16 protein-coding genes are annotated in these 16,432 nt (G+C 46.6%); 3 read left to right on the top strand and 13 right to left on the bottom strand.

Annotated features, from left to right (window positions below):
* Nucleotides 1–60: 60 nt before the first annotated feature.
* From ACHAL6_RS05200 to ACHAL6_RS05160, 9 genes are all read right to left on the bottom strand, one after another.
* Nucleotides 61–1,014: a PASTA domain-containing protein gene (locus tag ACHAL6_RS05200; RefSeq protein WP_395269182.1), complete on the bottom strand. Its 954-nt coding sequence runs from the start codon at nt 1,012–1,014 to the stop codon at nt 61–63.
* A 114-nt stretch (nt 1,015–1,128) separates the two neighbouring features.
* A complete protein-coding gene (locus ACHAL6_RS05195) occupies nt 1,129–1,767 on the bottom strand; it encodes a PASTA domain-containing protein (RefSeq protein ID WP_395269181.1) in 639 nt (212 codons plus the stop codon).
* A gap of 198 nt (nt 1,768–1,965) precedes the next feature.
* Entirely contained in the window at nt 1,966–2,724 is a 759-nt protein-coding gene (locus tag ACHAL6_RS05190; protein WP_395269180.1) for a serine hydrolase, read from the bottom strand.
* Nucleotides 2,725–2,788: 64 nt separating this feature from the next.
* Nucleotides 2,789–3,622 carry an undecaprenyl-diphosphate phosphatase gene (locus tag ACHAL6_RS05185; protein ID WP_395269264.1) on the bottom strand — a complete coding sequence of 278 codons (834 nt, stop codon included), beginning with the start codon at nt 3,620–3,622 and terminating at the stop codon, nt 2,789–2,791.
* Nucleotides 3,623–3,861: 239 nt separating this feature from the next.
* Nucleotides 3,862–5,415, bottom strand: coding sequence for a phosphoenolpyruvate carboxykinase (ATP) (gene pckA, locus ACHAL6_RS05180; protein WP_395269179.1), 1,554 nt, complete (start codon nt 5,413–5,415; stop codon nt 3,862–3,864).
* Between the two features lie 450 nt (nt 5,416–5,865).
* Nucleotides 5,866–6,507, bottom strand: coding sequence for a deoxynucleoside kinase (locus tag ACHAL6_RS05175; protein WP_395269178.1), 642 nt, complete (start codon nt 6,505–6,507; stop codon nt 5,866–5,868).
* Nucleotides 6,508–6,627: 120 nt separating this feature from the next.
* A complete protein-coding gene (locus tag ACHAL6_RS05170) occupies nt 6,628–6,762 on the bottom strand; it encodes a hypothetical protein (protein WP_395269177.1) in 135 nt (44 codons plus the stop codon).
* 54 nt (nt 6,763–6,816) lie between these two features.
* Nucleotides 6,817–7,977, bottom strand: a complete 1,161-nt coding sequence (locus ACHAL6_RS05165; protein WP_395269176.1) for an iron-containing alcohol dehydrogenase — start codon at nt 7,975–7,977, stop codon at nt 6,817–6,819.
* The gene (locus tag ACHAL6_RS05160; RefSeq protein ID WP_395269175.1) at nt 7,964–8,581 is read right to left on the bottom strand and encodes an NUDIX hydrolase; all 618 of its coding nucleotides are present in this window, start codon (nt 8,579–8,581) and stop codon (nt 7,964–7,966) included. Before ACHAL6_RS05160 ends, ACHAL6_RS05165 begins: the two co-directional genes overlap by 14 nt.
* 180 nt (nt 8,582–8,761) lie before the next feature.
* On the opposite strand from ACHAL6_RS05160, the gene ACHAL6_RS05155 reads away from it, so the two are divergent.
* Entirely contained in the window at nt 8,762–10,075 is a 1,314-nt protein-coding gene (locus tag ACHAL6_RS05155) for a D-alanyl-D-alanine carboxypeptidase family protein (protein WP_395269174.1), read from the top strand.
* A gap of 164 nt (nt 10,076–10,239) precedes the next feature.
* On the top strand, nt 10,240–12,060 hold the full coding sequence (locus ACHAL6_RS05150) for a glycoside hydrolase family 10 protein (RefSeq protein ID WP_395269173.1): 1,821 nt from the start codon (nt 10,240–10,242) through the stop codon (nt 12,058–12,060).
* Nucleotides 12,061–12,239: 179 nt separating this feature from the next.
* Here the strand turns inward: ACHAL6_RS05150 and ppaX are convergent, their stop codons facing one another.
* From ppaX to ACHAL6_RS05135, 3 genes are all read right to left on the bottom strand, one after another.
* Nucleotides 12,240–12,893, bottom strand: coding sequence for a pyrophosphatase PpaX (gene ppaX, locus ACHAL6_RS05145; protein WP_395269172.1), 654 nt, complete (start codon nt 12,891–12,893; stop codon nt 12,240–12,242).
* Between the two features lie 112 nt (nt 12,894–13,005).
* Nucleotides 13,006–13,371 carry a DUF488 domain-containing protein gene (locus ACHAL6_RS05140; protein ID WP_395269171.1) on the bottom strand — a complete coding sequence of 122 codons (366 nt, stop codon included), beginning with the start codon at nt 13,369–13,371 and terminating at the stop codon, nt 13,006–13,008.
* Between the two features lie 19 nt (nt 13,372–13,390).
* Nucleotides 13,391–14,149 carry a GTP pyrophosphokinase family protein gene (locus tag ACHAL6_RS05135; RefSeq protein ID WP_395269170.1) on the bottom strand — a complete coding sequence of 253 codons (759 nt, stop codon included), beginning with the start codon at nt 14,147–14,149 and terminating at the stop codon, nt 13,391–13,393.
* 230 nt (nt 14,150–14,379) lie between these two features.
* Here ACHAL6_RS05135 and ACHAL6_RS05130 point away from each other — a divergent pair, with 230 nt between their 5' ends.
* Nucleotides 14,380–15,336, top strand: a complete 957-nt coding sequence (locus ACHAL6_RS05130) for a tetratricopeptide repeat protein (RefSeq protein WP_395269169.1) — start codon at nt 14,380–14,382, stop codon at nt 15,334–15,336.
* Nucleotides 15,337–15,542: 206 nt separating this feature from the next.
* Here ACHAL6_RS05130 and ACHAL6_RS05125 read toward each other — a convergent pair whose 3' ends face one another.
* A complete protein-coding gene (locus tag ACHAL6_RS05125) occupies nt 15,543–16,271 on the bottom strand; it encodes an MBL fold metallo-hydrolase (RefSeq protein ID WP_395269168.1) in 729 nt (242 codons plus the stop codon).
* Between the last annotated feature and the right edge of the window lie 161 nt (nt 16,272–16,432).

Genomic DNA, 16,432 nt, shown 5'->3' with positions numbered 1-16,432 from the left:
TTCGACAATACCGCAAAGTGGAAAAGAGCGGTTTCCCCCGCTCTTTCGCATCCTGTTCAATTATCCGTTCGAAGGAGTTCCCGGATCGACGGGTTCTTCCGGCTCTGATGGCTCCTCAGGTTCTTCCGGCTCCGGTTCTTTCCCTCTGCTTATGGTGATGTTCACTGTGCTGCCCGGTTCCACGAGAATCGCTCCGGGATTCTGAGAAATGACCATGCCCTCCTGAACCACATCCGAGTAAGCCTGCGTCGTGCTGACATGCAGTCCGGCATTTCTCAGCAGCGTTTCCGCTTCTGACAAAGAACGTCCTGTCACATCGGGGACCATGACCTGCTGTGAAGGTTCCTTGCCGATACTCACCGTGATGGTCACCGTGCTGCCTTCCTTCACTTCTCTTCCAGCCGCGGTATCCGAGGAAATGACATTCCCTTTCATCACCTCATTGGAATAGCTTTCCCTGACCTTCACCAGAAGACCTGCATCTTTTATGGCCTTTTCAGCCTGGGCCTGGGTCTTTCCGATGACCGAAGGTACAATGGACTTCGCTTCCGTATCGGAGCTTCCATAGGGGCCTCGGCTCACACTGAAGCTTACAACGGTTCCTTCAGGAACCTCCTGGTTTCTGGGTGGTCTCTGATAGAACACATACTCTTTCTCGACACCATCCACATATTCCAGATGGATTTCAGGCACAAGGTTTCTTTCCTCCAGCGCTTTCACCGCATCTTCTTCATGGAGTCCGATGATGTAGGGAATGACCACAAGCTCCAAAGCCTCTTCCGGCTCTTCCTGAGGCTCTTCCTCTTCCGGCATCTCCGTATCCGATCCGCTTTCCTCCGGGGTTTCCGTCACCACTTCACCGGGCTTCTCAGGCTGCTCCGGCATCACTACAGCTTGAGGGTTGATCTCTTTATCGAGCATATCGCTTAATCTCTTGTTATAGGTGATAAACCCATAAAGAAATCCTATAGTAACTACTATAAATAATATGACTGCAATGGACTTCTTTACCATAACACTGCCCCCTTAGTATATACCTGTTTATTATGTCTCATTATATCATAGGACACCCTTGAAACACACGAAAAAAGGCGCAGATTGTTACACCTGACACCTTTTTCCATGGATTTATTCATTTCCTGTACTGATTCTGATTTTCACGGTGGTACCCAGATCCACCAGGGCTCCTACTTTGTAGTTCTGGCTATAGACGTAGCCCTCTTCATAATGCTCAGAAGGGTTGTACTCATGATCCACGCTGAATCCCAGTTCCTTAAGCTCCGCCTCCGCCGCTTCTTTGGTGTATCCGATGAGATTCGGAACCATGATCTGCTCGGTAATGCTTTCTTCCGCTTCGCTTCCCAGACTCACGGTGAACCTCACGATGCTTCCAGGTGCAGCAGAAGTCTCCGGCTCGGGATTCTGCGAAACGATTCTTCCTTCGGCAGCATCCTCGTCGTATGCTTCCTCTTTATCCGCTGTGAATCCAAGCTCTATGAGCTTTAAAAGCGCCTCTTCTTCCCGAAGACCAAGAAGTGAAGGAACGAGGATCTCTTCTGACTGGTTTTGGGGTTCTTCTCCATATTCCTTCTCGGATAGGGGTTCAGGCTCCTTGTTTTTCAACGGAAATTCGAAATCCGCTGCTGTGGCCTGAATAATCTCTTTCCCAAGGGTATCGTCCAGTTTCCTGTTGTAACTTACTAGTCCAGAAATAAATCCGAAAGTAACCACAGCGAATAAGACTATGGTCAGTCCTTTATATTTCATCCGTATCCTCCTGCTGTCTTTCCGTTTCTGTTAGAAGACGTTCTGTTTCCTGTTATTTCCTCCTGGCAGCATCACACTGCAAGGGTATTTATCTATATAAGTATACCATAGTTTAGAACAGATTCTACATGGAATTTATTACAGAAAAAAATACCGGCAGTTTCGGCTGCCGATATCTCTCATAGTGTTGCACTAGTATTATTTCCAGTTGTATGTGATTCCATCCCAGATCATCTTCCCTGATTTGGCCAGGGATACCAGACCGTATACACTGTTGGGAATATCCGCACTCATGATGGTGAAGATGAAATCCCCTTTCTGAAGCTCGATGAGCGTTGTATCATTCTCCACACCCTGCATGTCTCCTGCCTTGCTGGCAATCTTATGCTTCAGGGACTCATCCAGATAGAATCCGGTCTTCTTCTTCTTGTTCTCGCTCTTCAGAAGCTCAATGATGTATCTGGAATGCTCTTTGGAAAGATAGCGCTCTTCCTTCAGCAGCTTCCAGCACAAGGACAGATCAAAGCTTGTTGTAAGATTGATCGGTGAACCAGGCATATCATTCATGGTGGTATCATTCAGTCCCATTTCCTCGAATTTCGCCTTCAGCTCCTCGAATCCAATGAGGCTCACCAGTTTCTGCGTTGCGGTGTTGTCGCTTTCCACCAGCATCACAATGACAAGTTCATTCACGGTATATTCTCTGGAATTAAGATGCTTCAGGATTCCTGAACCTTCCACGCGGTCTCTGCTCTCCAGAAGCACAAGATCATCCAGCGAAAGCTTTCCTTCTTCCACATCCTTAATGACAGCCATGGCCACAGGAAGCTTCATGCACCCTGCAGAAGTCATTTTGATGTGTTCATTGTATCCGTAGATGAATCCGGATTTCAGATCTTCAAAATAAAAACTGTATTTTCCAAGACGGTCTTCAAGATATCTTCTAACTTCTTTCATTTACAATCACTCCAATTTGTTACTAAGCTAATTTTACCATAAAAGGAAAAATAAAGGAAAACCTTTAGAGACTAATTGTCTGAGTCAGAAGAAGTACGGCAAAGATGGCTGAAATGGCAATTCTGTAATAGGCGAAAATCTTCATGGGCTTTCTCTGGATGTAGCTGATGAACGCCTTCACGCAGAGAAGGGCCACGATGAACGCCACCACGAAGCCAAGTCCGAAGGACACCCATTCGGTGCTTCCTAAGGAGGAGAATCCTACATCAGACTGGAACTTCACCATCTTAAGCAGGGATGCCCCGATCATCACCGGAATGGCCAGAAAGAAAGAGTACTCTGATGCGATCTTGGAATCCAGACCACTGATCCAGCCACCCATGATGGTGGAGGAGGATCTGGACATCCCTGGCCACATGGCCAGGCACTGGAAGAATCCGATCTTCAGCGCAGACATTTTAGAAATATCCTCCACTTCATGAACATGGGCTTTTCCACGATACCTGTTCTCCACGAAAATGAGCAGCACAGCACCGACAAACAGTCCGATGATCACGGGCAGCGGCTTGAAAAGGTAAGCATCAATGAAGTCCTCGAAAAGAAATCCCAGAACCGCTGCAGGAAGCACACCGATGATCAGTGCGATGCCGAAGTTCAGACCCTTCTTCTCACCTTTGAAGAAAGACTTCGCCATGGTGAAGAGCTTCTCCCAGTATAAAACGACGATGGCAAGGATTGCACCCAGCTGAATCACCACATTGAACATTCTGGTGAATTCATTCTCCGGAAAACCGATGAGGTCTCCAGCCAGAATCATATGCCCTGTGGATGACACAGGCACAAATTCCGTGAGTCCTTCCACGATGGCTACCACGATGGCCTTAAATATAAAATAAATATCCAAAAATAATTTCCTCCGTATTTCTCATTTAATCATTCCTTATCTATTTTACACAAATTCCAAAGAGAATACTTGAAATTAGTCTTAAAAATTCAATAACAATGCACATTTATCTCTATGAGTTGTCATAACTGTTTATATGTCTTATAAAAGAGAAAGAAAGATCCAGAGCTACCCGCTTCCTCCCTGAAACTTCTCCTGGTAACTCTGAATCTTTACAGCAATATGAAGTTCTTCTAGCGCGGTCCTGCCTGAGTGATGGTTTCGGATACATTCTCGAAGCGGTGGAAATTCTCCTTGAACTTTCCTGAAAGCTCCGTTGCCACCTTCTCATATTCCGCAGCGTCTTTCCACAGCTTCTTCGGAATCAGGATTTCATCAGGAACGCCAGGAACCTTCACCGGAATATCCAGATTGAAGATCTCATCATGGACAAACTCCACATCATTGAATTCGCCGCTGAGCGCCGCATCCACCATGAGCCTTGTATACTTCAGTGGTGTTCTCTCCCCGACTCCGTATACTCCGCCGCTCCATCCTGTATTGATCAGGTACACCTCTGTATCATGCTCATCGATCATGGTTCCCAGAAGCTGAGCATACTCTTGGATTTCCCTTGGCATGAAGGGTTCTCCGAAAAGCGCACTGAAAGTGGTTTCAGGATTCACGATGCCTCTTTCCGTTCCAGCAAGCTTTGAGGTGTAACCGGACATGAAGTGGTACATGGCACCTTCTCTAGTAAGTTTCGATACTGGGGGAATGACGCCGAAGGCATCTGCTGTGAGAAACAGAATGGTACTAGGGTGTCCACCCTTCTTCTCATCCACTCTATGTTCGATGTATTCCAGAGGATACGTGCATCGGGTGTTTTCCGTCAGGACATTGTCGCAGTAGTCTGCTTCTCCCTTGTCGTTGACCACGACATTTTCCAGCACCGATCCGAACCGGATGGCCTCGTAGATTTCCTTTTCCTTCTCTGCATCCAGATTGATGCACTTGGCATAGCAGCCGCCTTCGAAATTGAAGACACCTTCGTCTGACCAGCCATGTTCATCATCTCCAATGAGCAGTCTCTTGGGATCTGCCGATAAGGTGGTCTTGCCTGTTCCTGAAAGTCCGAAGAAAAGAGCAGTTTTTCCATCTTTGCCCATATTGGCGGAGCAGTGCATAGGAAGAACCCCTTCTTCCGGCAGCAGATAATTCATCACGGAGAACACGGATTTCTTGATTTCACCGGAGTACTTGGTTCCCCCTATGAGTACCAGTCTGTCCCTGAAACTGATGATGATGAAGGCTTCCGAATGGATGCCGTCCTTTTCTCCTTCCGCCTTCAGGTTCGGCAACGCCACGACGGTGAAGTCCGCATCCACGCCTTCTCTCTCATTATCCTTGATGAAAATCTGACTGGAGAAGGCTGCCTGTGCGGCATCCTCGCATAAGACGTTGATCTTCAGTGCGTACTTGTCGGAAGAGCCGGCCAGTGCCTTCACCAGATACAGTTCCTTATCTCTCATATATTCCTTCGTCTTCTGAAGAAGATTCTGATAGACCTCTTCATCCATGGGCAAATTGGTTTTGCCGTAAGCCACAGTCTCTTTCGTGACTTCATCTCTCACAATAAAACGGTCCTTGGGCGAACGCCCTGTATACTGTCCGGTTTCAATGAGCAGGGCTCCTTCTCTGGTCAGTCTGCCTTCCCCTCTTGCCACGGCCTCATTGATCAGCCTGCATACAGAATACCCTTCCTTTAACTGTTCTCTTCTGAGCCCCAGTAAATCCATAGTTGACATTGAATTCCTCCTTAGACATCTTCTTTTTTTATTCAAACAACCTATTCGATCCGTCCTGGATTCATCATAAATCTCTTTCGCTGACAAACCTAGACCTATGGATGAAGAAGTACATCTAAAGTGCAGAATTAACAGATTTTCGTACTTCTCGGCAAAATTATAACATAATAAATCACGAAACTTTCTTTTCCGATTTTTTATATGACTTCTTCAGTTTTTCGAAAAATTATTGATTTTAAGAAGAAAAATCTTCAGGAATGTAAACGGTTTTACGTTATTCCTGTGTTTCCTTTAAGAAAATGATTCATTATCAAAATTTTAACATTTCATATTGCATGTTTTTCGTTGTACTTGTACTCCAAGGCATATGCATTTGTCCGCCACCGGAAAATTGACGCAAAAAAGACTGAAGCTTTTCTTTTTTCTGCTCCAGTCTTTCCAGATTCTTCTTTACTTTCTTTCCGTTTCCGCTAAGGCCTCTCTGACCAGCTGCACCACTTTCTTCCTGTCTTCTTCTGAGTCTCTGATGTCGTATTCCTTTGCTTCAATGATGAGAAGCTTGGATAGATTGTAGGCGGAGAAGTACGCCTCATATTCTCTGTTCAGTCTTTCCCAGTAGTCTCTTTCCACAATCTGCTCGTAGTCTCGTCCTCTCTTCTCGATTCTGTCGATGGCCGTATCCACATCCGCTCTCAGATAGATCATGAGCTTCGGTGCTTCGATATGGTCCAGCATGTTGGTCAGAAGGTCCTGATAGAGATTAAACTCGTCTTTCTCCATATCTCCTCCATCATGAAGAAGCTTGGCAAAGATCACATCGCCATAGATGCTTCTGTCCATGACGCTGGATACCTTCTTCGCCTGGGCCTCCTTCAGCATACGGAATCTTCTGTTCAGGAAAAAGATCTGAAGCGGAAAAGCATACCGCTTACGATCATGGTAGAATTTTCCCAGAATGGGATTATCCGTCACCGGTTCTTCAAATCCCGATACCCCCAGTTCCTCTTTCAGTATATTCATCAGGGTGGTCTTGCCTGAGCCCACCACGCCATCCACCACGATCATTTCATTGGGCGCATTTTTCTTTACCATTTCAAAAAACTCCTTATACATCCGTCATCACTTTCCTTTATTTCTTACTTCTGGTCTCAAGATTTCATTTCGGATTCTTCAATCGACTCCTAATTTCTTCTCCTTATCGTATCAGGATTTTCACTTCATTGCTTCACTATCTTCAAAAATTATCTGCTTGACATTTTCAGAATCCTCTCCCGCCACTGAAAATGAAAAGAAAGAGAAATCACCTTTTTCTTCAGGGATTTCTCCTTCTCCTGAATGGACTTTCATCCATCCTTTATAATCGAGTTATTGTCTTCCATTTTCTTATATGGAACGGATTGCCTACAGAGCCAGCTTCAGAATCTCGTAGACATCCTCTTCATGAAGCTTCTTCAGTCCGCCGATGGGTCCTCTAAGCATGGCATTCTGGGCCATGACACGAAGATTCTCATCGCCTATGTTTCTCTCGGATAAGGATACCGGTGCCCCGATTTCCTTGAGGAAATGCTTGTAGGCTTCAATGGCCATGACGGCCGCCTTATCCTTGTCTTCTTCGGTGATGCCGAAAATCTTCTCTCCGAATCGGGCGAATTTGTCCACATCCATCTTATACACATGCTTCATCCAGGCCGGCATGACCATGGCAAGCCCTTCTGCATGGGCAATGTCGTAATAGGCGGAAACAGAGTGCTCGATGCCATGAGATGACCAGTCTCCGACGCGTCCCAGCCTATTCAGTCCATTGAGCGCCAGAGTGGCTGCCCAGGCAAGATTGGCACGTGCTTCATAATCACCAGGATCTTCTATGAGCTTTTTCACCGAAACCATGGTGGTTCGGATGATTCCTTCGGAGAATTCGTCCTGCATGAGGGTGCCTTTGGTTCCGTCGAAGTATTCTTCCAGCACGTGTGTGATGGTATCCACCGCACCGTTCACGGTCTGGTTTCTTGGCAGTGTTTTCTGGACAGAAGGATCCACAATGGATAGTCTCGGGTAGGTATACTTGGATCCCCATCCCCATTTCTTTTTCTCTTCCTCATTGGTGATGACGCCTCCTGAATTCATTTCCGATCCTGTGGCGGAAATGGTCAGTACGCCATAGATGGGAAGCGCTCTTTCCGGTTTCACCTTCTTCTCGTAGAAATCCCATGGATCTCCATCATAATAGTAGGCTGCCGCCGAAATCTTGGATGTGTCCAGGACCGATCCTCCACCAACTGCAACGATGGCATCCACTTTCTCCTTCTTCATGAGATCCACGGTCTCTCTGACCTTGGATAAAACGGGATTGGGCTTTACACCACTCATTTCCACGTATTCGATGTCATTTTCCTTCAGAGACTTCACCACGGCGTCATAGACACCGTTCTTTTTGATGGACCCTTTTCCGTAGAGAAGCAGCACCTTCCTGTCTCCGTATTCTTTCACATACTTACCGATGTTTTCAATGGTACCCTGACCGAAGACCAGTCTTGTGGGGTTGTGAAAATCAAAGTTCTTCATGTTTTTCCTCCTCTTTCAATAAATCTATAAAGCTTTTCACGATCTGGGCTGTAAAGCCCCATATGACGATATCACCGTACTTGTAGAAGTACTGCTTGTTGGTAGCCTTTCGGAAAGGATAGTCCTTTCCATTCTCAATGAGATGATAGGGAAAGTCCTCCCCCATCTTCGCGGTCATATCGATCTCGTAAATCAGCGGACTCTTCTTTTCGAAAAACGACAGCGGCACAAAAATCAGTCTGTCCACCTCGTCGGGGTTCGGCTGAAAGTCCGAATGGTGCACCCTGGCTACGAAAGGATACATGGTCTGTCCGTAAGGACTGATGAAGTAATCCATGGGACCGATGAGCTCGATTTCCTCCTTGTTGACCCCAAGCTCCTCCATGGTTTCTCTCAGAGAAGCTTCCATGGGTGACTCGCCCGGATCGATGGATCCTCCTGGAAGGCAGATGTCTCCAGGCTGACTTTTCAGCGTGCTGGCTCTCTTCTCCAGAACCAGATGCTCTACTCCCTCTATTTCCGTGATAAGAAGCATCACAGAATACTCTCTTCTCTTACCGAGGACCTTGGGTTTGCGGTTTTTAAACATGTCTATGGATTTCAAATTTCTCACCTGTTCTTTAATTTACTCGTATCTTCATTATAACAGATATAATGTTACGATTTTGATGAAAAATCTGTCACTTTTAGGTTATAATATTCATAGTGTATTCAAATATCACCGTAAAAAGATGGATAATTATCCCATTGACATAGAAAGACCTGAAAACAAGAGGAGGATCCCATGAGAAAAACACTGACAAAAATACCAGCACTGCTCATCATCATCATTTTTCTTCTTCCCGCCACCACAGTAAAGGCGGAAATACCGGAGATCAGCGGATCAGCAGCCATTGCATTCGATCTGGAAACAGATGAACTGATCTTCACCAAGGATATCGACAAGAAAGTCTATCCTGCATCCATCACAAAACTCCTGACAGCTCTGGTGTTTTCGGATCATTACTCCTCCAAGAAAACAGAGTATATGCTCTATCCTCAGGAAGGTAAACTCGTCATACCCTATGCCATCTACTGGAACCTGAAGAACATTGCTGTGGGCACGGAAATCTCGGCAGATGACATCATGCATGCTCTGCTTCTTGCATCACTCAATGATGCTTCCACCGTCATTGCCCTGAATATTTCAGAAACCGAGGAAGACTTTGTGAAGCTCATGAATGAAAAAGCCAGAGAACTGGGTATGATGAACTCGAACTTCGTCACCACCAGCGGTCTGCATGATGACAATCATTACACCACCGCCTTTGATCTCATGCTTCTCCTGAAAGCGGCCTACAATGACCCCTGGATTCGAGAGGTTTCCATGAAGCAGAGCTATGAGATGAAGAGCAAGAATGAAACCCTGGGACTTCTGGAAAACAGAAACAAGCACATCGGTCTTCTTGGAAACATCATGGGCAAGACCGGGTATACAGGAGAAGCAGGACGATGCTTCGCCGGTGTCTATGAAAGAGACGGAAAGACCATCGGAAACATCATTCTGAACAGCACCAACGACGGCGTCAATGTTCTGGTATTTGAGGAAACGGAAAAAATGGTCAATGCGGCCTTTGAAGAAGAGAAAGTCATCAGGCTTTCCAAATCAGAAGAGGTAGGCGTCATCACCGTTTCCTACAGACCCTACAAGATCGTAGGTCCTACAAAGGAAATCGAAGTGCCCGTGAAATCCGCAGACACCATTTCCTACTATGGCAATGATGTGAATCTCAGCGAAACGGAAATGGATATTTCCTACCTTGACCTCTCCTCTGATGAGATCAAGGAAAACTCCGTGGTTGGCGTGGCGAGTGTACAGGAAAGACTGGTCACAAAGAAAGTGGACCTGGTGTCCACCCTGGATGTGGAGGCCAAAATCCTGAAGACCCATCTCTTCAGTTACATCCTTATCGTCTTCTTCACTGTAACCTTTGTGGTGCTGATCCTCATTGCCACCATCAGCAAGAGAAGAAAGAAAGCCGCCAGAAGAAGACGGATTGAATCCGCCAGAAGATCCAACAAGTATGTGGACGATTCAAAGAGAAATCGCTTCAAATAGGAAAGAGGATTCCGGGAAAGGGACTGATTGGGATCGGTCCCTTTCTTTTCACTGAAATGTAACTCTTCCTTAAGAAAAATGTGCCATAATGGCCACAATCCATGTAACAAGCGGCCTTTTCATCTGAAAAGGCGGAACTTTCGATTTCGTGAGGTGACAAACAGATGAAGGAAAACAGCAGCAATCAGAAAGAATCAAAAGAGGAAATACTGGTCTACCCCAGCGATGTGAGCATCCCGAAAAGAAAGAAGAGCAATACTTTATTAGGCGCTCTTTTTCTCCTTGCGATCAGCCTGGTCCTGTTATGGGCCTGCGGCATTTTCGGAAGTGGAGAGGATTCTCCTGCGCCCATTGCGGAAGAAGGCATCGAAACCCCACAGAATCAACCGGAAGAAAAGCCCGCACCAGAAGTCGTCTATCTGGAACATGAAAAAGACGCTGAAGGAAGAAAATATGAATTCAGAGCAGCATGGCTGCCTTCTGTGAGAAATCTGGATTTCCCGGAAAAGCCCGGGATGTCTTCCATCGAGCTCAAGGAATCCTTCCGGAAAATCCTGGATGTCTATGAGCTCTATAACCTCAATGCTGTCATCATGCAGGTGAGGCCATCAGCAGATGCGCTCTATCTGTCCGAGATCAACCCTCCTTCCCTGTATGTCACAGGGGATCTTACAAAAGATCTTCCTTTCAATCTGCTGCAGTTTGCCATTGAAGAAACCCATAAAAGGGGCATGGAATTTCATGCATGGTTCAATCCCTTCCGGGTCACTGTGGAAAAGAGCGAAGAGGAAACCAGTGAAATCCTCGCCGCGCTCCATGAATCAAATTATGCGAGAATGTATCCTTCCCAGGTATTGCGGTTTGATGACCGGCTGTTTCTGGATCCCGGTAATCCGGCCACCCGAGAATATGTCATCAACAGCATCATGGAAGTGGTGAGAAACTACGACATCGATGCGGTGCATCTGGACGATTACTTCTATCCGTACCGCAGCACGAAGCTTGACGAGAACGGTGAAACCGTCCCCTATCTCTTCGGTGACGAAGAAGAAGATGCCATGACCTTTCTTTCCTATAAGGAAGACTTCACCGACATCAGAGAGTGGAGAAGAAACAACACCTACACCTTCATAAAAGAGCTGAGCAGAAACATCCATGACCTGAAACCCTATGTGAAGCTGGGCGTAAGCCCATTCGGGATATGGGGGCATGCGGAAGAGACAGAAGGAACAGGTTCCGACACACCGGTGTCAAGCTCTGAAACCTATCATCATCAGGTCTTCACGGACACCAGAAAATGGATTCAGGAGGGACTGGTGGACTATGTCATTCCCCAGATCTACTGGAACTTCGGCGAAGATGCCGCACCCTACTCCGTTCTGGCCAAGTGGTGGAACGATCAGGTGGAAGGCACAAAGGTGGATCTCTATATCGGACACGCGAACTACAAGGTCTATGAACAGATCGAAAATCCATACTGGCAGGGTGACACCCTCATCAGCGATCAGATTTCCTATAACCATTCCCTGGATCACATCCGAGGCAGCAGCTTCTTCCGATTCAGATATCTTACACCAAGCCACGGTGATTTCACCGGGGAAGGAAAAGAAGCACTGGTGAAAAACAACGAAGCGCTCCGCGCACTCTATGAGGACATCGCCATAATCCCGAAAAACGAGAACCTCATGGATGCCATGGCAGCCGCACCCAGGGACGTCATCATCAGAAACCAGATCCTGAGTTTCAGCGATGGTTATGAAGGATTCGATGAAAGCGAGAAAACAAGATACTTCCTCGTCTACCAGTTCCCGAAAACGGATCTTGACCCGGAAAATCCCAGATACATCCACAGGAAGATTCCTGCGGACAGGAGCGTCAGCAGATATGACCTGAACCATCTGGATACGGAAAACTACACCTATGCGGTTTCAGCCTTCAACAGGCTCCATGAAGAGAGCCAGATCGTTCTGCCAAGAGAAGAATAAAAAGGATGGATGAAAACATCCATCACATCTGAAATGAAAAATGCAGGAAGAAATCACCCGTACAAGGTGAATCTTCCTGCATTTTTCATCTGCTTCCCTATGGATGAGCCGCTTTCTGCTATAGACCGTTTCCGATCTTCTGGTTTTTCAGCCGCTTACTAATCTTTCGCTATGGATCTTCAGCTTCTCTCTTCATTGAGCTTATGCACCAGGTCCACAAGTTCTCTCAGATCATCCACCATGTAGTGCGGCTGTGCCCTTTTTATGGTGTCTGGATGAATCATGCTGTAGGAAACCGCAACGGAGGTGGCTCCTGCTCTGTTGCCGCAGAGAATGTCATAGGAGGCATCCCCTACCATGATGGTGTTCTTCGGATCGATTCCCCCTAAAAGTTCACAGGCCTTATAGAGGGGTTCCGGCTCCGGTTTGTGCTTATCGGTTGATTCCGGCGTGATCAGCACTTCAAAATAGTCCGTCAGACCCAAAGCTTCCAGACTTCTCCTGGCCATGCCTGCTCTTTTGCTGGTGACAATGCCAAGCTTCAGTCCCTTTTCCTTCAGCATAATCAGTGCTTCCTCCACGCCCTCGAAGGATCGGATCATCCTGTCGTGATTGGATTCATTGAATTCCCTGAAAAAAGGCAGCAGCTCCTGGGGGCTTTTCGTGTACTTCTTCAGGCTGTTCTCCAGCGGTTCGCCGAAAAGACTGTAGATCTCCTCATCGGGCACCTCCAACTTCATCTTGTCATAGAAAAGTCTTCTGAACGACTCATAGATCAGTTCGTTGGTATTGGCAACGGTGCCGTCCAGGTCGAATAATACCGCTTCTATCATATTTCATCACCTTATCCTTTGTTTTTTCGATGCTTCCATTATAGCAGAGAATGAAGCGAAGCAAGGGCACCTTTCAGAAATCCGAACCGCCTGCTCCGCTTCCTCCTGCTCTTTATCCCTTCAGATTCTCCTCCAGGATTTCCTTCAGTATCGGCACATGGCTTTCTGTGAGGTCCTTCACTGCGGAGAGAAGGACCACGTCCTTTTCCTGGAGCGCTTCCTCCACATAGGATAGAAATGAATCCAGGTTTTCCCCTGACAGAATCTCCTGCCTGTATTTTTCCCTGAATTCCTCTTTCTCCAGAGCGCCTTCGTGGTAAGCCTTTCTCAGCGCGTCACTGGGCGTCATCTCCTTCGCCCAGTATTCAAGACCCGCCTTCTCTTTGGAGACCCCCCTCGGCCAGAGCCTGTCCACCAGTATTCTGGTCTCATGCTCCTTCTTCTCCTCGTAGATTCTTCTCATATGAATGCGATGCATATCCCGTGACTCCTTCCACTTACTTGTGTTCCAAATGCTTCTCCAGAAGAAACATATTATCCCTGCCTACCGCGTTGAAGTGCCTTGCGCTGTGCTGCTTCTCCACACCTTTTCTCAGATTGTCCATCCGAAGGTCCAGATCCGCACTGATTCTCGCGCACTCACTGAGTTCATGCGCCATTTCTTCGGTGAACAGCACTTCCTTCTTGTAGCGAAGCTGATGCTCAAGGCTCGCCCAGAAATCCATGGCGATGGTCCGAAGCTGGATCTCCACTTTCATGATCTTCTTCTCATGGGCCAGATAGATGGGAATGCTCATGATGAGATGCAGACTTCTGTAGCCGTTTTGCTTCGGGTTTTTCACATAGTCTTTTTCCTCCAGAAGCGTCAGATCGTCCTGGGTCAGCAGCGCATCTCTTATGGCATAGACATCCTCCGGAAAGGAGCAGATGACTCTTACCCCTGCCACGTCATTGAGATTCTCTTCTATGGAGGAAATGGATACCGGAAATTCTCTTCGGTCGAGTTTTTCCCTGATGGAAGTCAAAGACTTCAGTCTTTTCCGTATACTGGAGATGGGATTATGGTCCTTCTCCCAGGAAAACTCCTCATTGAGCACATTCAGTTTCGTTTCAATTTCCATCATGGCGCATCGGTAATAGGACATGAGCCTTGATAATTCTCTGGACTTTTTCTGCGCCCATTCCATGGTTTCTCCGTCCATGATATTCATCATCTTATTCTTGTTGCGTTCATCTTCTCTGGTCCATACTGTCATTCTTCTGCTCCTTCATTTCACCTTATACGCTAAGCATACCCTGTGTTCCTGAAATTAACTTAAAATCATCCTTTCCTTTACGAAAAAGAACGGAGCAATAATGAATTCTTAAGCAAGGACTGGTATCATGGGATGGTACCCTGTCATGATACCTAAAAACATTCAAATATTTCAGGTTTCATGGTATGATTTTAAAAGATAAAAAGACACAGGAAGTTGAGGAAAAAAGAATGAAACTGAAGAATTTACCGATTTATGATCTCATCGCCATAGCAGGCATCTTTATCCTGATTTATGCGGGATTTTCCACCATCGCCAATATCCTGATCGGTGCCTATCTGATCTTCACAGTATACCGTAACTACCCCACCATTCAGGCCACCAAAGGCAGCAGAGCCTACAATGCGGGAAACACGGACATCGCCATGACCTATTTTGAAAAAGCGGTGAAGCATCCCTTTGCAAAGCCCTACATCAAATCCAGTTTCGGCTATGTGCTGCTGAGAGAAGGAAGACTGGACGAAGCAGAACCCTATCTTCTGGAAGCTGCGGAAATGAAGACAAAGGATGAGCGATTCAAATACAACAACATCCTGAATCTGGCCATCCTGAACTGGAAAAAGGGCGATATCGATAAAGCCATCGACATCGTGGAGAACATTAGAGAAGACTATCAGAACTCCATCATGTATGAAATTCTGGGATACCTCTATATCGCCAAAGGCGACTATGAGAAGGCGCTGGAATTCAACCAGGAGGCCTATGACTACAACAAGGACGACAATGTCATCACAGACAATCTGGCCCAGTCTTATTACTTCCTGGGAGAATACGACAAAGCCGAAGCGCTCTATGAAGACACCATCGACTACATCAAGTTCCCGGAAGCCCACTACTACTACGGCATTATCAAATGGAAGAAGGGAGACTATCTTTCCGCCTACAAGGCACTGGAAACTTCCGTAAGACTGAAAGTATCCTTCCTTTCCATCGTGGACAAGGACATGCTCACCGGAAAATTCGAAGAGCTGAAGAAGGAAATGGCGGAAAAAGGCCTGGATGTGGAAACACTGAAAGAAGAGCAGAAGCAAGAAGAAGAAGAGAAAGAAGCTCAGGAAAAGCTGAAAAGAGAGCAGGAAGAGGAATCCTACATCGATGACAAGAAGAACGAGTACAAGGTGGATTAGATTCTCTGTTGGTCCTTTCCACCTGGACTTGAAGATAAAGTCCATCTCATAAGAAGACACGATACGAAAGGCCATGAATGCTGCAGAGAACATTGCAGTTTTCATGGCCTTTCTTCTGTATTTCAGGAAAGCTTCAGAAGGAAAATGAGTGTTTCCCTTCATCTTCCTTTGTCTTTTGACTTCCTCGAAAAAAGAAGCGTCAGAAACTAAACCTCATATGTTTTCAGAATCTCTGAAATCTCCGTATCTTCATGGACCGCTCTTGCCTCTTGAAGAAGCCCATCCAGATTCTCCTCCGGCAGATGCGTAAGCAGAAGCTTTTTCACGCCGCATTTCTCCGCGATTTCCCCCGCCTCTGCTCCATGAAGATGATGCTTCATCCTGTAGGGTTCATAGGAGCCGTAGCTGGCCTCACAGAGGAAGAGGTCCGCTTCCCTGGCAGCCTCATAAATCCCGTCGCAGACGCCTGTATCCGCTGAATAGGTGAAGATCTTTCCATCATGGGTGAATCTCAGAGCGTAGGTTTCAAGCAGGTGAAGCACCTCTATGAACGCCACGGTCAGATCGCCCATGGATACCTTTGTATCTCCCTTTATGACATGAAGCCTGAAAAGATCATTCTTCATGAGATTCTCCTGAAGCCACTGAGGCATCTCCGGTGTATAGAGATCGATGGGAGATACCTCTTCTCCCATGTATTTATGCCCTTCTCTTTCATAGCGGAAGAGAAACAGATCCGACAGGTGGTCAAAGTGATGATGCGTGAGTATGATGGCATCAATCTCATGAAGCTTCACCCGTTTCTTGAGATTGAATATGCTTCCATTGCCCATGTCAAGGAGAATCCTTCTTCCCTCCACCTCCAGAAGATACGAGGAGCAGGCTCCTCCCTGGGTCACTGTGGTGGAATTGTTGCCCAGTACGGTGATTTTCATCTGATCCACTTCCTTTTCCATTCTTTAGTTTCATCATAACGGGAATTTCTTTCAGAGGCAAAAGAATCTTTCCGATAAAAAGTCCCAGGACTGCGTATCACTTGAACGCTTCCCGGGACTTTTCCTTTCACTTTCTGATCTTCTTCTCTTTACGGAAAAGA

This window comes from Proteiniclasticum sp. C24MP (assembly GCF_043951855.1).
Taxonomy (GTDB): Bacteria; Bacillota; Clostridia; order Clostridiales; family Clostridiaceae; genus Proteiniclasticum.
Note: the sequence above shows the minus strand (reverse complement) of the source record. Positions and strands in the feature narration are given on the sequence as shown.